Origin of the sequence: Mycobacterium szulgai, assembly GCF_002116635.1 — a bacterium.
GTDB lineage: Bacteria > Actinomycetota > Actinomycetes > Mycobacteriales > Mycobacteriaceae > Mycobacterium > Mycobacterium szulgai.
Map to the genome: position 1 here is coordinate 109,712 of NZ_LQPW01000031.1, position 15,579 is coordinate 125,290.

The 15,579-nt window shown below is 67.2% G+C and carries 17 protein-coding genes; 10 read left to right on the plus strand and 7 right to left on the minus strand.

All coding sequences use genetic code 11. The features are described from left to right. Positions 1 to 834: an alpha/beta hydrolase gene (locus AWC27_RS07625; protein WP_083113176.1), complete on the minus strand. Its 834-nt coding sequence runs from the start codon at positions 832 to 834 to the stop codon at positions 1 to 3. 236 nt (positions 835 to 1,070) lie between these two features. On the opposite strand from AWC27_RS07625, the gene AWC27_RS07630 reads away from it, so the two are divergent. Both AWC27_RS07630 and AWC27_RS07635 read left to right on the plus strand, forming a co-directional pair. Next, positions 1,071 to 1,817, plus strand: a complete 747-nt coding sequence (locus AWC27_RS07630) for a class I SAM-dependent methyltransferase (protein ID WP_139836826.1) — start codon at positions 1,071 to 1,073, stop codon at positions 1,815 to 1,817. Between the two features lie 57 nt (positions 1,818 to 1,874). Further along, on the plus strand, positions 1,875 to 3,233 hold the full coding sequence (locus AWC27_RS07635; RefSeq protein ID WP_085669921.1) for an amino acid permease: 1,359 nt from the start codon (positions 1,875 to 1,877) through the stop codon (positions 3,231 to 3,233). A gap of 112 nt (positions 3,234 to 3,345) precedes the next feature. Here AWC27_RS07635 and AWC27_RS07640 read toward each other — a convergent pair whose 3' ends face one another. The 3 genes from AWC27_RS07640 to AWC27_RS07650 are packed head-to-tail and all read right to left on the minus strand — an operon-like array spanning position 3,346 to position 5,820. Further along, on the minus strand, positions 3,346 to 4,263 hold the full coding sequence (locus AWC27_RS07640) for a ketopantoate reductase family protein (protein WP_085669922.1): 918 nt from the start codon (positions 4,261 to 4,263) through the stop codon (positions 3,346 to 3,348). A 10-nt stretch (positions 4,264 to 4,273) separates the two neighbouring features. Further along, the gene (locus tag AWC27_RS07645; RefSeq protein WP_085669923.1) at positions 4,274 to 5,428 is read right to left on the minus strand and encodes an enolase C-terminal domain-like protein; all 1,155 of its coding nucleotides are present in this window, start codon (positions 5,426 to 5,428) and stop codon (positions 4,274 to 4,276) included. Continuing rightward, complete coding sequence (locus AWC27_RS07650; RefSeq protein ID WP_085669924.1) at positions 5,428 to 5,820, minus strand: nitroreductase family deazaflavin-dependent oxidoreductase; 393 nt, start codon at positions 5,818 to 5,820, stop codon at positions 5,428 to 5,430. The genes AWC27_RS07645 and AWC27_RS07650 overlap by 1 nt, the downstream gene beginning before the upstream one ends. 57 nt (positions 5,821 to 5,877) lie before the next feature. On the opposite strand from AWC27_RS07650, the gene hemL reads away from it, so the two are divergent. Genes hemL through AWC27_RS07685 form a run of 7 tightly spaced genes read left to right on the plus strand, consistent with a single transcriptional unit; the run spans position 5,878 to position 13,077 of the window. Then, entirely contained in the window at positions 5,878 to 7,197 is a 1,320-nt protein-coding gene (gene hemL, locus AWC27_RS07655; RefSeq protein ID WP_085669925.1) for a glutamate-1-semialdehyde 2,1-aminomutase, read from the plus strand. Next, a complete protein-coding gene (locus AWC27_RS07660) occupies positions 7,197 to 7,802 on the plus strand; it encodes a histidine phosphatase family protein (protein WP_085669926.1) in 606 nt (201 codons plus the stop codon). Before hemL ends, AWC27_RS07660 begins: the two co-directional genes overlap by 1 nt. Before the next feature lie 2 nt (positions 7,803 to 7,804). Then, positions 7,805 to 8,419: a TlpA disulfide reductase family protein gene (locus AWC27_RS07665; protein WP_085669927.1), complete on the plus strand. Its 615-nt coding sequence runs from the start codon at positions 7,805 to 7,807 to the stop codon at positions 8,417 to 8,419. Further along, positions 8,416 to 9,198 carry a cytochrome c biogenesis CcdA family protein gene (locus tag AWC27_RS07670; RefSeq protein WP_085669928.1) on the plus strand — a complete coding sequence of 261 codons (783 nt, stop codon included), beginning with the start codon at positions 8,416 to 8,418 and terminating at the stop codon, positions 9,196 to 9,198. Before AWC27_RS07665 ends, AWC27_RS07670 begins: the two co-directional genes overlap by 4 nt. Continuing rightward, entirely contained in the window at positions 9,198 to 10,826 is a 1,629-nt protein-coding gene (gene resB, locus AWC27_RS07675) for a cytochrome c biogenesis protein ResB (RefSeq protein ID WP_211281587.1), read from the plus strand. Before AWC27_RS07670 ends, resB begins: the two co-directional genes overlap by 1 nt. Further along, the gene (gene ccsB, locus AWC27_RS07680) at positions 10,823 to 11,800 is read left to right on the plus strand and encodes a c-type cytochrome biogenesis protein CcsB (RefSeq protein ID WP_085669929.1); all 978 of its coding nucleotides are present in this window, start codon (positions 10,823 to 10,825) and stop codon (positions 11,798 to 11,800) included. Before resB ends, ccsB begins: the two co-directional genes overlap by 4 nt. 50 nt (positions 11,801 to 11,850) lie before the next feature. After that, positions 11,851 to 13,077: a MinD/ParA family ATP-binding protein gene (locus AWC27_RS07685; RefSeq protein WP_085669930.1), complete on the plus strand. Its 1,227-nt coding sequence runs from the start codon at positions 11,851 to 11,853 to the stop codon at positions 13,075 to 13,077. A 17-nt stretch (positions 13,078 to 13,094) separates the two neighbouring features. On the opposite strand, the gene AWC27_RS29965 is transcribed toward AWC27_RS07685, so the two are convergent. Beyond that, positions 13,095 to 13,253, minus strand: a complete 159-nt coding sequence (locus AWC27_RS29965) for a hypothetical protein (RefSeq protein ID WP_139836827.1) — start codon at positions 13,251 to 13,253, stop codon at positions 13,095 to 13,097. Positions 13,254 to 13,299: 46 nt separating this feature from the next. Here AWC27_RS29965 and AWC27_RS07690 point away from each other — a divergent pair, with 46 nt between their 5' ends. Continuing rightward, positions 13,300 to 13,629: a DUF4229 domain-containing protein gene (locus AWC27_RS07690; RefSeq protein WP_085669931.1), complete on the plus strand. Its 330-nt coding sequence runs from the start codon at positions 13,300 to 13,302 to the stop codon at positions 13,627 to 13,629. Here AWC27_RS07690 and AWC27_RS07695 read toward each other — a convergent pair. Continuing rightward, the gene (locus tag AWC27_RS07695) at positions 13,626 to 14,633 is read right to left on the minus strand and encodes a beta-ketoacyl-ACP synthase III (RefSeq protein ID WP_085669932.1); all 1,008 of its coding nucleotides are present in this window, start codon (positions 14,631 to 14,633) and stop codon (positions 13,626 to 13,628) included. The genes AWC27_RS07690 and AWC27_RS07695 overlap by 4 nt on opposite strands. A 48-nt stretch (positions 14,634 to 14,681) precedes the next feature. Beyond that, positions 14,682 to 15,566 carry a 1,4-dihydroxy-2-naphthoate polyprenyltransferase gene (locus AWC27_RS07700; protein WP_085669933.1) on the minus strand — a complete coding sequence of 295 codons (885 nt, stop codon included), beginning with the start codon at positions 15,564 to 15,566 and terminating at the stop codon, positions 14,682 to 14,684. Positions 15,567 to 15,579: the final 13 nt, after the last annotated feature.

Consider the following 15,579-nt stretch of genomic DNA (forward strand, 5'->3'; position numbering starts at 1 on the left):
TCAAGAGGCCATCCAGGCCAGTTCGCCGGGCAGTTGTTCGCGCCAGTAATCCACGTCGTGTCCGCCGGGGGAGAAGCTGCCGGCCGGCTTCTTTTTCAGCTGACTTACGAATTGGCTGCTGGAAAAAAAGAACCGGTCGCCGATGCCGCAGTCGACCCGGATCGGAATCGAGTTCAGTACCGGCAGACCGAACACGGTGTTGCGATTCCAGTCGTCGACACTGTCGAACGCGCCGGGCGCGGTGCCGATATAGGTCATATAGAGCGCCGGGCTGATCGCGCAGATCCCGGCGGTACGCGCCGGACCCAGCCGGGCGCCGAGCAGCAGCGCGCCGTATCCGCCCATGGACCAGCCCATGAAACCGACGCGTGAGGTGTCCATGCCCATCGAGGACAGCATCGGCAGCAGCTCTTCGAGCACCATGGTGCCGGAGTCCTCGCCGTTGGAACGACGGTGCCAGTAGCTGCTTGGGCCGCCGTCGACACCTACCACGGCGAACGGCGGTTTGCCCTCGCGGCTCAGTTGGGCCAGCGCGTCCTCGACACCGAGGTCGAGCATCATGTTGGCGTCGCCGTCCTTGCCGTGCAGTGCGATCACCGGACGCAGCATCTTGGTTTGGCCCGGCGGCATGGCGATGACCCAGTTGGTCTTGATGCCGCCGCGCGCCGCGGAGACGAACGATCCGGTCAGCTTGGTAGGCAGGGTTTTACCTGCGGTCGGAGGTTCGAACGGGGCGGGGCTTAGCGGTGCCGGCGTCGCGTGTGGCCTGCCCGGGTTCAGCAGCGCGCTCAGCGCCCACACGCCTGCGGCTCCAACGCTGGCGCCGGCGCCCATCCGGAGCACCTCGCGACGGGTCAGCAGGTCGGCCACGACCGTCAATCATGCCGCGCCGATGGGTGTTTGACGCCCCTGCCACGCCGTATCGCAAGGCACTCGTGATGACGGCGTGATGCGGATCAGTTTCCGAATACTTGCGTTTAGTAGACGCTTGTGTTCCTTGGATGGCCGAGTTAGGCTCGTCTCTTAGTGAACAAATACGTCTATTACCAAGGCAAGGGAGCGGGACGATCATGACTATCGACGCGAGTGTGAATGGTTTCGAGCCGTTGTACGGCGACGCGACGGCCGCCGACGGGCTCATCCCCTGGGACATCGGGGGGCCGCAGCCGGTCGTGCAGCAACTGGTGGCCTACGGCGCGATCCGCGGCGAGGTGCTCGACCCTGGGACGGGCCCGGGGTACCACGCGATTCACTATGCGGCGCACGGATATTCGGCAACCGGCATCGACGGTTCGCCGTCGGCGATCGAGCGGGCTAAGCGCAATGCCGAGCGGGCCGGTGTCCAGGTCGACTTTCAGGTGGCCGACGCCACCAGGCTGGACGGGTTCGAAGGCCGGTTCGACACCGTAGTGGACAGCGCGTTCTACCACGTGTTCCTGGACGACGAAGCCATCCAGACGCGGTATGCACAGGCACTGCACCGCGCCACCAAGCCCGGGGCCCGGCTGTACATGTTCGAGTTCGGCCGGCACAACGTCAACGGCATCCAGTGGCCAGGTATCCCGGCCGACAACTTCGAGCGGGTGCTCGGGGGGAGCGGCTGGCGGGTGGACTACCTGGGCACCACCACCTATCTAGCTCGCTTCCTGCCCGAGACGTTAGAAGCCATGAACAAGGTGGTCGTCTCCGGCGACCAGAATGAGGTGTCGACGCGGATGCAGCCGATGTTCGAGCAGCTCGAGACCATCGGCCCGCTGCTGCAAGACCATCGGGTCCATCTGCCGGTGTGGGCCGTGGTAGCCACGCGTCTGGACTGACGGCTTGGCGGGGCGCCCCAGTGGTGCCCCGCCCGCCGATGTGCTCTCGTTAGCGGCATGAGCGGCACTACGCAGCTGCGCCAAGGACTGTCTCAACGGCAGCTGAACATGATCGCCATCGGCGGGGTGATCGGTGCCGGGCTTTTCGTCGGGTCCGGAGTGGTGATCCACAAGGCCGGGCCCGCAGCGTTTCTCACCTACGCGCTCTGCGGGCTGCTGATCATCCTGGTGATGCGGATGCTCGGCGAAATGGCCGCCGCCAACCCCTCGACCGGATCGTTCGCCGACTATGCGGCCAAGGCCCTCGGCGGGTGGGCGGGGTTCTCGGTCGGCTGGCTCTACTGGTACTTCTGGGTGATCGTGGTGGGTTTCGAGGCCGTCGCCGGCGGCAAGGTGCTCAACTACTGGTTCCCCGCGCCGCTATGGCTCTTGTCGCTGTGCCTGATGCTGCTGATGACCGGGACGAACCTGTTCTCGGTGTCCTCCTTCGGCGAATTCGAATTCTGGTTCGCCGGGATCAAAGTCGCGGCCATCGTGGTCTTCCTTGGCGTGGGCGGGCTTTTCGTGTTCGGCTTGCTGCCGGGCCGCCACCTGGATTTCGGGAACATGCATGCCCACGGCGGGTTCTTCCCGAACGGCGTCGCGGCCGTCTTCGCCGCCATCGTGGTGGTGATCTTCTCCATGGTGGGTGCCGAAGTCGTCACCATCGCCGCCGCCGAGAGCCGCGATCCCGAACGTGCGATCAAGCGGGCGACGCGGTCGGTGGTCGCGCGCATCGTGATCTTCTTCGTCGGTTCGGTGTTCCTGCTCGCAGTGATCATGCCGTGGGATTCAGTGGAACTTGGCGCGTCGCCGTACGTCGCCGCGCTCAAGCGGATGGGTCTTGCGGGTGCGGACCAGATTATGAATGCGGTGGTGCTCACCGCGGTGCTGTCCTGTTTGAACTCGGGCCTTTACACAGCCTCGCGGATGTTGTTCGTGCTGGCGGCGCGAGGCGAGGCGCCGGCCAAGCTGGTCGAACTGAGCCGGCGCGGCGTGCCGTGGTTGGCCATCTTGTCGTCGTCGGCGGTCGGCTTCGGTTGCGTCCTGATGGCCTGGCTGGCCCCCAAAACCGTGTTTCTCTTTCTGCTCAACTCCTCGGGTGCTGTGGTGCTGTTCGTCTACCTGTTGATCGCGCTGTCACAGATCGTGCTGCGCCGGCGGACCCCGGTAGAGCGGCTGCGGATAAAGATGTGGTTCTTCCCGGTGCTGTCGATCCTGACCGTGGCCGGAATCGTCGCCGTACTGGTGCAAATGGCCTTTGACCGGTCGGCCCACACCCAGTTGTGGCTGAGCCTGTTGTCCTGGGCGGTGGTGATCATGTTGTACTTCGCGACCACGCGGTGGCGCGAGCGTGCCACCGCAGCGAAGCAATAGCACCTTTCAGCAAACCCAGCCGCTGCACATCGACCACGTATTTGTCGATCAGCGCCCCGGTGAGGGGCTGGGCGTAGGCGCTCATCAGCGGCAGCAGGGCCGCGCGGCCCATTCAGGCCCATTGCCGTTCGATCGACTTGACCAAGGCGGTCAGCGTCGCGTTCACCGGCGCTTCGACACCGACGCGCGCACCCTGGCGCGGGATCGCCCCGTTGATGACGTCGATCTCGCTGACCCGGTGCGCCTCGTGGTCGAGCAGTGCCGACGGTTTGGCATCGGGCATTGCGGCGCCGAACGTTCGTACATGCGCCACAGGATCGTCTACAGCGACGGCGATGCCGGAGGCCTGCGCCACCGTCCATGCCTCGGTTGCCGCCGCCCGGCTTACCGGGCCCATGTCCGGGTCGTCCATCACTTGGCCGACGGTCAAATGCGTCAGCGCGCACGGCGCGCTGTAGGCGACGTTGCAGATCAATTTCTCCCACTGCATGGCCGCGATGTCGGTTACGGCTGCGGCGTCGAACCCGGCATGTGCCCAGACGGCGGCGATAAATTCGACCGTCTCGTGCGGCAGGGACGCATAGGCGCCGAAGCGCATGGCGCGCATGGCGTTGTGGTGCACGTGGCCGGGCGCGACTTGCGAGGCGCCGAAGCCGCTGGCAATCCCGACCGCGAGCCGGCCCTCGCCGACGATGCCGGCAACCGTATCCGCCGAGCCCAAGCCGTTTTGAATGGTGAGCACGGAAGTGCGTTCGCCCAGCATGGAAAGGGCTTGCCGCGCACCGGTTGCCACATCGGCAGCCTTGACGGCCAGCACGATCAAATCCATCGCCTCCGCCGGCGCGGCGATCTCGGCGCGCAGCGGCACCGTCTGATCGAAGCCGGGGCCGGTGACGTGCAACCCGTGCCGGGCGATCTGCTCGATGCCGGGTCGATAGGTGTCGATGACCAGCACGTCGTTCCGCGCGGCGGCGAGTCTGGCTGCGTATACCGAACCCATTGCCCCGCAACCGATTACCGCGATCTTCATGGGTATGCTCCTAGGCCATCAATTCACTGATCAGCTCGGCCAGCCCGGCCTTCTGCTCGAGCCCGAAGCCAGGTGCGTCGGTCGGCGCGATCCGGCCCCCGCCTATTACGCAGCTCTGGGAATAGCCGCCAAAGGGTGCGAACACACCGGGATAGGATTCACAGCCGCCCAGGCCCAGAGCCGTCGCGATGTGCAGGTTCACCAGGTGGCCGCCGTGTGGGAAGGCGAATCGGCGATCAAAACCATGAGCCTCGAGGACCCCAACCATCCGCGCGTATTCGGTTAATCCGTAGCTGAGGCCGGCGTCCATCTGGAAGATGTCACGACCGGCTCGCATACCGCCATACCGGATCAGGTTGGTCACATCGGGCACCGAGAACAGGTTTTCGCCGGTGGCGAGTGTGCCGTCGTAGCAGTCAGCCACCGCGCGGTTCAGCTCGAAATCCAATGGGTCCCCGGGCTCTTCGTACCAGCGCAGGCCGTACGGCGTTACCGCCGCCGCCCACTGAGTTGCGGTGGCGCGGTCGAACCGGCCGTTTGCATCGACCGCCACTCGCCCGCCGCCGCCCACAACGTCGATGACCGCCTCGATGCGCGCCAGGTCGTCGCCCCGGGCCGCGCCGCCGATTTTCATCTTGACCGCCTCATAGCCCAGATCGAGGTATCCGCGCATCTCGTCGCGCAGGGAGTCGATGCCGCGGTCGGGGTAGTAGTAGCCGCCCGCGGCATATACCGGGACGCTGGGGGTTGGTTGCCGCCCGTAGCGGCGGGCGATCGTCGCGTAGGCGGGTTCGTCGTTGAGTTTGGCGGCCAGGTCCCAGCATGCGAGTTCCAGGGCGGCGGCGGCCCCGGCCCGGTCGCCGTGCCCGCCCGGCTTCTCGTCGCGCAGGGCGCAGTCCAGGACTGCGGCCGGGTCGATCAGCCCCGAGTCGTCCAGCAGGGTGTCGGGTGGCGCGGCGAGCACCCGCGGGATCATCCGGTCGCGCAGGATGCCGGTTTGGGCGAACCGGCCGATCGAGTTGAAGGCCACCCCGGCGACGTGTTTTCCGTTCTGGACGGCGATCAGTGCCACCAAGGAGACGGTGTGGTTGCTGAAGTTGACGACGGCATTGGCCGGGCCGCCATGTAGCCGAACCGGCCGCTGCAGGATTGCGGTGATCCGCATTACGCCTTGGTGAGCAATACTGCCTGCTCGAAGGGCAGCCTCGCGAAGATCGGCCGCAACCCGCGGGCCACGTGCGTTGCCGCTTCGCCCTTGGTCATCACTTGCGGGTCGGTGACGCCGAAGGTTTTGCCGTAGCGCTGCATCCGGCCGCCACCGGCCGCCGTGAGATTCTTCAGCCAGTCGCGGTTCGGGCCGTAGGTCAGCAGGATCGCTACCGCCGGCCGGCCCTCGACCTCGGCCGTGAACACGATCAGCGGCGTGCGGTACGGCTTGCCAGAGCGGCGCCCGACGTGCAACAGAATGCCGTGCAGGGGGATCCAGCCCGCCCACAGCCGCTGGATGGGGTTGGTGACGTACCGGTTGAACCGGGCCAGCCATTGCGGCAGCTGCATGCCCCACTTTTACACCCTGTAGTTGAAGAGGCCGCAGCGGCTGGGACACTGGTCGGCATGGGTAGTACTGACCAGGCGGGCGCCGTGCGGGTCTCGGCGAAGCTGTTCGAGGACGCCTGCACGGTCATTCCCGGCGGGGTGAACTCCCCGGTGCGGGCATTTTCGGCCGTCGGCGGCATCCCGCGCTTCATTACCGAAGCGCAGGGCTGCCGGCTCACCGATGCCGACGGCAACCGCTACGTGGACCTGGTCTGCTCCTGGGGCCCGATGATCCTGGGCCACGCGCACCCGGCCGTCGTCGATGCCGTCGCCAAGGCCGCCGCCAACGGCCTGTCATTCGGCGCGCCGACTCCGGCCGAGACCGAACTGGCCGCCGAGATCGTCAGCCGGGTGGCGCCCGTGGAGCGAATCCGGCTGGTGAACTCCGGCACCGAGGCCACCATGAGCGCGATACGGCTGGCCCGCGGGTTCACCGGCCGGCCCAAGATCGTCAAGTTCTCCGGCTGCTACCACGGGCATGTGGACGCGCTGCTCGCCGATGCCGGTTCGGGCGTGGCCACGCTGGGGCTGCCGTCCTCGCCCGGCGTCACCGGTGCCGTCGCCGCCGACACAATCGTGTTGCCCTACAACGACATTGATGCCGTGCTGCTGACTTTCGACAGGTTCGGCGAGCAGATCGCCGCGGTGATCACCGAGGCCAGCCCCGGCAATATGGGAGTCGTCCCGCCCGCGCCCGGCTACAACGCGGCGCTGCGCGCCATCACCGCCGAGCACGGGTCGCTCCTGATCGTCGACGAGGTGATGACGGGCTTTCGGGTCAGCCGAAGTGGTTGGTATGGAATCGATCCCGTGGCCGCGGATCTGTTCACCTTCGGCAAGGTGATGAGTGGTGGCCTGCCGGCGGCTGCATTCGGCGGACGGGCCGAGGTGATGGAACGGCTGGCGCCGCTGGGGCCGGTGTATCAAGCCGGCACGCTGTCGGGCAATCCGGTGGCCATGGCCGCCGGGCTGGCGACACTGCGCGCCGCAGACGACGCGGTGTACTCCGCTTTGGACGCCAACGCCGACCGGCTGGCCGCTCTGTTCGCCGAGGCGCTCACGAGTGCCGGTGTGCCGCACCAGGTTCCGCGCGCCGGCAATATGCTCAGCGTGTTCTTCGCCGAAGCCCCCGTCGCCGATTTCGCGGCCGCGCGTGCCAGCGAAACCTGGCGCTACCCAGCGTTCTTTCACGCTTTGCTGGATGCGGGTGTGTACCCGCCGTGCAGCGCCTTCGAAGCATGGTTCGTCTCGGCGGCACTGGACGACAGCGCGTTCGAGCGGATCGCAGCGGCGTTACCTGCTGCAGCCGCAGCCGCAGCCCGGGAGGAAAAACCCTGATGGCCGAAGAAACCCGCGTCCACGTGGTGCGCCACGGCGAGGTGCACAACCCCACCGGCATCCTGTACGGGCGACTGTCGGGCTTCCGCTTGTCGGACGCCGGTCAGGCACAGGCGGCGGCCGTCGGCGACTTCCTGGCCGACCGCGACATCGTCGCCGTCATCGCCTCGCCGCTGCAGCGGGCCCAGGAGACCGCTGCGCCCATCGCCGCCCGGCACAACCTGCCGGTCGACACCGACCCCTACCTGATCGAATCGGCCAACTTCTTCGAAGGCCGGCGCGTCAGCCCCGGCGACGGCGCCTGGCGCGACCCACGGGTGTGGTGGCAGCTGCGCAACCCGTTCACCCCGTCCTGGGGCGAGCCCTACAGCCAGATCGCGGAGCGGATGGTGACCGCAGTGGAAAAGGCACGGGCCCGGGCCGCCGGCCACGAGGTGGTGTGCGTCAGCCACCAGCTGCCGGTGTGGACGCTGCGGCTGCACCTGACCGGCAAGCGGCTCTGGCACGACCCGCGCCGGCGTGAGTGCGGCCTGGCCTCGGTGACCTCGTTGGTGTACGACGGCGACCGCCTGATCGACGTGGTCTATTCGCAGCCGGCGCCTTAGCCATGCGCCGACTCCTGATCGCGGCGGTACTGCTGGCAGGGTTGCTCGCGGGCTGCTCCGGGCGCGACGCCGTGGCCCAAGGTGGCACCTTCGAGTTCGTCTCGCCCGGCGGTAAGACCGACATCTTCTACGATCCACCGGCCAGCCGCGGCCACCCCGGCCCCCTCTCCGGGCCGAGCCTGACCGACCCGGCGCGCACGGTGTCGCTGGACGACTTTGCTGGCCGGGTTGTCGTCATCAATGTGTGGGGGCAGTGGTGCGGGCCGTGCCGTGCCGAAATCACCCAGCTGCAGCGGGTGTATGACGCCACCCGTGATTCCGGGGTCTCGTTTCTGGGAATCGACGTCCGCGACAACAGCCGCGACGCGGCCCAGGACTTCGTCAACGACCGCCATGTCACGTTCCCGTCGATCTATGACCCGGCCATGCGCACACTGATCGCGTTCGGCGGCAAGTATCCGACCACCGTCATTCCGTCCACGCTGGTGCTCGACCGCCAGCACCGGGTCGCGGCGATATTTCTGCGTGAGTTGCTGGCCGAGGATCTACAGCCGGTTGTGCAGCGGGTGGCCGCAGAGGGTTCGGGCGCGGCACCGACGCCGCAGGGACGGCAATGACGGGCTTCGCCCAGATCGCAGCCGCGGGACCATTGCTGGCGGCGATCGGGGTGTGCCTGCTGGCCGGGATGGTGTCGTTCGCCTCGCCCTGCGTGGTGCCGCTGGTGCCGGGCTACCTGTCGTATCTGGCCTCCATCGTGGGAGTGGTTGGGGACGAGGAGCACTCGGGCGCCGTTAAAGCCCCGCCGGCCGCGCGATGGCGGGTCGCCGGATCGGCGGTGCTGTTCGTGGCCGGGTTCACCGCGGTGTTCGTCCTGGGCACCGTGGTCGTTCTGGGCATGACCACCACGTTGATCACCAACCAGGTGCTATTGCAGCGGATTGGGGGAGTGCTGACCATCGCCATGGGCCTGGTGTTCGTCGGCCTTGTGCCGGCGTTGCAACGTCAGGTCCGGTTCAGCCCACGGCAATTGACGACGGTTGCGGGGGCGCCGCTGTTGGGTGCGGTGTTCGCGCTGGGCTGGACGCCGTGCCTGGGCCCGACGCTGACCGGGGTGATCACCGTGGCCTCGGCCACCGAAGGTGCCAACGTGGCACGCGGAATCGTGCTGGTGGTCGCCTACTGCCTGGGGCTGGGAATCCCGTTCATCGCGCTGGCGTTCGGTTCGGCGGGTGCGGTGACGGGTCTGGCCTGGCTGCGACGGCATACCCGGGCGATCCAGGTCTTCGGCGGTACTTTGCTGATCGTCGTGGGCGTGGCGCTGGTCACCGGGGTGTGGAATGACTTCGTCTCCTGGCTGCGCGACGCGTTCGTCTCCGACGTGAGGCTGCCGATCTGATGCTGCGTCTGCTCGCGCAGAAGGCGCGCAATACCTGGCGGTCGCTGACGTCGATGGGCACCGCGCTGGTGCTGCTGTTCCTACTGGCGCTCGGCGCGATACCCGGCGCACTGCTGCCGCAGCGCAGCCTCAACGCCGGCAAGGTCGACGAATACCTGAAAGCCCATCCCACGGTCGGCCCCTGGCTCAACGAGCTGCAGGCCTTCGACGTGTTCTCCAGCTTCTGGTTCACCGCCATCTACGTGCTGCTGTTCGTATCGCTGGTCGGGTGCCTGACCCCGCGGATGATCGAGCACGCCCGCAGCCTGCGGGCCAAGCCGGTGGCCGCCCCACGCAATCTGGCCCGGCTGCCCAAGCACACCAGCGCGCAGCTGGCGGCCGAGTCGGCAGAGCTCAACGCGGTGGCTAACAAGATCGCCCGACGGTTGCGCGGCTGGCGCACCGCCATCCGGCACCACGACGAAACCGCCCCCGAAACCGTGGAAGTCGCCGCGGAGAAGGGCTACCTGCGCGAATTCGGCAATATCGTGTTCCACTTCTCGCTGCTGGGACTGCTGGTCGCGGTGGCTGCCGGCAAACTGTTCGGCTACGAGGGCAATGTGATCGTGATCGCCGACGGCGGCCCCGGATTCTGCTCGGCGTCACCTGCTGCGTTCGACTCGTTCCGGGCCGGCAACACCGTCGACGGCACCTCCCTGCACCCAATTTGCATCAAGGTCAACGACTTTCAGGCGCACTACCTGGCCTCGGGACAGGCCACCTCGTTCGCCGCCGACATCGACTATCAGGCCGGTAAAGACCTCGCCGCCAACACCTGGCGGCCCTACCGGCTAGAGGTCAACCACCCGTTGCGGATCGGCGGCGACCGGGTTTACCTGCAGGGTCATGGCTACGCACCCACCTTCACCGTGACCTTCCCGGACGGGCAAACCCGCACCTCCACCGTGCAATGGCGACCCGACAACCCGCAGACCCTGCTCTCCTCGGGCGTGCTGCGCATCGATCCGCCGGCCGGCAGCTATCCCAGCGCCGAGGAGCGTCGCAAACACCAGATCGCGATCCAGGGCCTGCTGGCCCCGACCGAGCAGCTCGACGGCACCCTGTTGTCGTCGCGCTTCCCGGCGCTGGACGCGCCGGCGGTGGCCGTCGACATCTACCGCGGCGACACCGGTCTGGACACCGGACGGCCGCAGTCGCTGTTCACCCTGGACCACCGGCTCATCGAGCAGGGCCGGCTGACCAAGGAGAAGCGGGTCAACCTGCGCGTGGGTGAGCAGGTGCGGATCGACCAGGGGCCCGGGGCCGGCACCGTCATCCGCTTCGATGGCGCCGTGCCCTTCGTCAACCTGCAGGTCTCCCACGACCCCGGCCAGATCTGGGTGCTGGTCTTCGCCATCACGATGATGGCCGGACTGCTGGTATCGCTGCTGGTGCGCCGCCGTCGCGTATGGGTTCGGCTAGCGCCCATGCCCCAAGCTCCAGGTACGGTAAGCGTCGAGCTGGGCGGTCTGGCGCGCACCGACAATTCCGGATGGGGCGACGAGTTCGAGCGGCTGACCGAGCGACTATTGGCCGGGCTTGCCGAAGCAACACAGGCGCCGAGAAGGAGCCCACAGGACGTCAGATGAACACCACACACATCAATATCGGCCTTGCCCGATACTCCGACTGGGCATTCACCTCGGCCGTGGTCGCGCTGGTCGTCGCGCTACTGCTGCTGGCCTTCGAGCTGGCCTACGTGCGCAGCCGCCAGGTCACCGAGCGGGAACTGGTGGCGGCAGGCTCGGTGAGCACCGACAGCTCCAAACCCGGGATCGTGGTGGACGACCCGCAGCGGCCGTTCGACGAACGTGTCGGGCGGGCCGGGCTGGCGGTTCTCTACCTGGGTATCGGCCTGCTGCTGGCCTGCATAGTGCTGCGCGGGCTGGCCACCATGCGGGTGCCGTGGGGCAACATGTACGAATTCATCAACTTGACCTGCATGTCCGGGCTCATCGCCGGAGCGGTCGTACTACGTCGCCCGCAGTACCGTCCGCTGTGGGTCTTCCTGCTGCTGCCGGTGCTGATCCTGCTCACCGTGTCCGGGCGCTGGCTGTACGCCAATGCCGCGCCGGTGATGCCCGCCCTGCAGTCCTACTGGCTGCCCATCCACGTGTCGGTGGTCAGCCTGGGGTCGGGGGTTTTCCTGGTCGCCGGCATTTCCAGCATTCTGTTTCTGCTGCGCACGTCCCGGCTGGGCGAACCAGATGCCGAGGGCACGCTGGCCCGGATGGTGCAGCGCTTCCCCGACGCCCAGACTTTGGACCGGATCGCCTACCGAACCACCATCTTCGCCTTCCCGGTGTTCGGGTTCGGGGTGATTTTCGGTGCCATCTGGGCCGAGGAAGCCTGGGGACGGTACTGGGGCTGGGATCCCAAAGAGACGGTTTCGTTTGTTGCGTGGGTGGTATACGCGGCCTACCTACATGCGCGGTCAACGGCAGGTTGGCGGGACAGAAAGGCGGCGTGGATCAACGTCGCCGGCTTCGTGGCAATGGTCTTCAATCTGTTCTTCGTTAACCTGGTGACCGTGGGCCTGCACTCCTACGCGGGCGTGGGCTGAACAAGGAAGCTTAGGAATCCGACAGCTATTTCCGACAGGGGGAAAGTCGCGTGTCAGAGCACCCAACAGCGGGCGTGGGGGCGCCTCAGCAGAGCGATCCACCCACCGAAGCCGGCGCGGAGGCTCCGACGCACGCCTTCGCCGGCTTCCGCACCGAGCGGCGCACGGCCGAGGCGGCCCCGCCGGCCGAGTTGGCGCACTGGGACCCCGCGCCGGACACCGGACCCTTGACCGGCATTCCGCGGGTGGACCCGACCGCGTACGGCGCCTACTACGCCGACGACAGACCGGCTGAGCGGCCCCAATACCGGCCCGAGCCGTTGCCGCACACGCCCTACCCGGAGTTGTCCAGCAGGATGCTGCTGCGGCCGGTCAAACCGCCACCGTCGGAAGGCTGGCGCCGGTTGCTTTACGTGGCGTCCGGTCAGCTGATCAACGTGGGGGAGGGGCCCCGCGCCACCCGCTACAACAACATGGTCGCGCAGGTGAACCGGCCGCTGCGCGGTTGCTACCGGATCGCGCTGTTGTCGCTGAAGGGCGGTGTGGGCAAGACGACCATCACCGCCACGCTGGGGTCCACTTTCGCCTCGGTGCGCGGCGACCGGGTAATCGCCGTCGACGCCAATCCCGATCGCGGCACGCTGAGCCAGAAGGTGCCATTGGAGACGCCGGCCACGGTGCGCCACCTGCTGCGCGACGCCGAAAGCATCGAACGCTACAGCGACGTCCGCGCCTACACCTCGCAGGGCATCAGTGGGCTGGAGGTGCTGGCCTCCGACAGTGACCCGGCCGTGTCGGACGAGTTCAGCGCCGACGACTACACCCGCACCCTGGACATCCTGGAGAAGTACTACGGCCTGGTGCTCACCGACTGCGGCACTGGGCTGCTGCATTCTGCGATGTCAGCGATCTTGGCCAAGTCCGACGTGCTGATCGTGGTCAGCTCCGGATCCATTGACGGCGCCGTCAGCGCATCGGCGACATTGGACTGGCTGGAGGCACATGGCCACGAAGAGCTGGTACGCAACTCGATCGCGGTGATCAACGGGGTGCGGCCAGGCTCCGGCAAGGTCGACATGAGCAAGGTGGTCGATCACTTCTCCCGGCGTTGCCGAGGGGTACTCCTGGTGCCGTTCGACCCGCATCTGGAAGAAGGTGCGGAGATCTCCCTGGACCGGCTGAAGCGTGAGACGCGCGAAGCGCTCACCGAGTTGGCGGCGATGGTGGCCGACAGCTTTCCCGGGGACCAGCGGCGGTCCAACCCGAACTTCGTCTAGCGATTCAGGCGCGGTTTTTACCGGGGCTTATCGCCGTGGCCCAGTCGACGCAGGAAGTCTGGATCGTCATCGGGTCCGATAACGCGCGTTTTCGGCCGGCTCGTTTGAGCCCGCGCCGCGCGCCAGCCAATGTAGATCAGCGTCCCCAGAACAAGGACGACGAGCAGGTAAAGCACTCGACACCTCCTTTAGGTGAATATACCCGCGCCGTAGGCTCAGCCTGTGTCAGAAGCACCTAGCGACAAGACCACTGGGACCCGCGGCCTGGTGGACGTGCTGCTCTACGCGGTGGCCCGGTTGCTCTTGGTGGCCGTGCTCACTGCAGTCATCTATGGGGTGGCCCACCTGGTCGGCGTGACCGAATTCCCGCTCGTGGTGGCACTGCTTTTTGCTTTGATCATCGCGATGCCATTGGGCATCTGGGTGTTCACCCCGCTGCGCCGGCGCGCGACAACGGCACTGGCCGTCGCCGGTCAGCGCCGGCGCCGCGAACGTGACCAGCTGCGGGCACGGCTGCAAGGTGAGCCCGGCGCGGGCCCGGACGAGTCTTAGCCCGGCGGCATCCGCACGACCTGCGCCGCATAGGTCAGGCCGGCGCCGTAGCCGATCAGCAGCGCCAGATCGCCGGCCTTGGCCGCGCCGGTCGCCAGCAGCTCGTCCATGGCCAGCGGAATGGAGGCCGCCGACGTGTTGCCGGTGTGCTCGATGTCGTTGGCGATGATGGCGTCCGGCCGCAGCTGAAGGTTCTTGGTCAGCAGTTCGTTGATGCGGCTATTGGCCTGATGGGGAATGAATACGTCGATGTCGTCGGGCTGGACGCCGGCCGCATCCAAGGCCTGCTGCCCGACCTTGCCCATCTCGAATGCTGCCCAGCGGAAGACGGCGGTGCCCTCCATCCGCAGGAACGGGCGGGGGCCGTCCGGGTTCTCGGCGTGGGTGATCCAGTCGATGTCCTGGCGGATGGCGGTGGCCTGTTCGCCGTCGCTGCCCCACACCGCCGGTCCAATGCCCTGAACCGGTGTTTCTCCGACTACGACCGCGGCCGCGCCGTCGGCGAAGATGAAGCAGTTGCTGCGGTCGTACATGTCGACCGTGGGAGACAGTTTCTCGGTGCCGATCACCAGTATGGTGCGGGCGCTGCCGCCGCGGATCATGTCGGCGGCGACCCCCACCGCGTACCCGAAGCCGGCGCATCCGGCGGAGATGTCGAAGGCGGGCACACCCTGGGTGCCCAGCCCCGCGGCGACGATCGGGGCGCAGGCCGGGGTCTGCAGAAAGTGGGTGCTGGTGGCGACGATGACACCGTCGATATCGGATGCATCGAGTGCCGCGCGGGCAATCGCCTGGCGGCTCGCCTCGATCGCCATGGAAGCCGCGGATTCCTCGTCGGCGGCGAACCGGCGCGTCTTGATCCCGGTCCGGCTGTAGATCCATTCATCCGACGAATCGATCTTTTCGCAGATCTCGTCGTTGGTGACCACACGGTCGGGGCGATAGGCCCCGACACTGAGCAGTCCGACGCTCTTGGCCCCACTGGTTGTGGCGATCTTGGTCATACCCGTCCTATCTATTCACGTCGAGTGTGCACCCCCAGCGACGACACGTCACGCGGCCAGCGCTGGGGCCAGCGTCAGTGCTGCAGCCACCGCGATAGACCACACCGCCATCGTCAGCCCGGTGTCACGTAACACCGGGATCAGCTCCGGCCCGCCCCGGCGGGCCCGGACGGGTTCCGCGGCGCGCAGCGCCAACGGTGTGGCTAGCAACCCCACGGCGCACCACGGCGTTGCCAACATCAGCACGATAGTCAAAATCCCCGCGCTGGCCAGCAGCAGCTGATAGAGCACCCGCGTTCGAGCGTCGCCCAAGCGCACCGCGAGCGTGATCTTGCCGGATTGCGAGTCGGTCGGGATGTCGCGCAGGTTATTGGCCACCAGTACCGCAGACGACAGCGCGCCGGTCGCAACCGCGAGGACCAGGCCCACCCAGTCCACCCGCAATGCCTGGGTGAACTGCGTCCCGAGCACCGCGATCAGGCCGAAGAAGACGAACACCGCGACCTCGCCGAAGCCCGCGTAGCCATAGGGTTTCCTCCCGCCGGTGTACAGCCAGGCTCCAATGACACAGACGATGCCGACCGCGATCAGCCACGGCGCACTGACCAATGCCAGCACCAGCCCGGCCAGCGAACCGAGGAACAGGCTCACCAGGGCCGCAATCAGCACGGCCCGCGGGGTCGCCACCCGGGAACCCACCAACCGCATCGGACCGGCCCGATCGTCATCGGTGCCGCGGATGCCGTCGGAGTAATCGTTGGCGTAGTTGACGCCGACGATCATCCCGACCGCGACAAGCAGCGCCAGCAGCGCCTTCCACCACACGGCCGCGTGCAGCCAGGCCGCCGCGCCAGTGCCCGCGATGACGGGTGCCACCGCGTTCGGCAGCGTTCGTGGACGGGCACCGGCGATCCACTGCGCGAAACTGGCCACCAACGCATCCTGC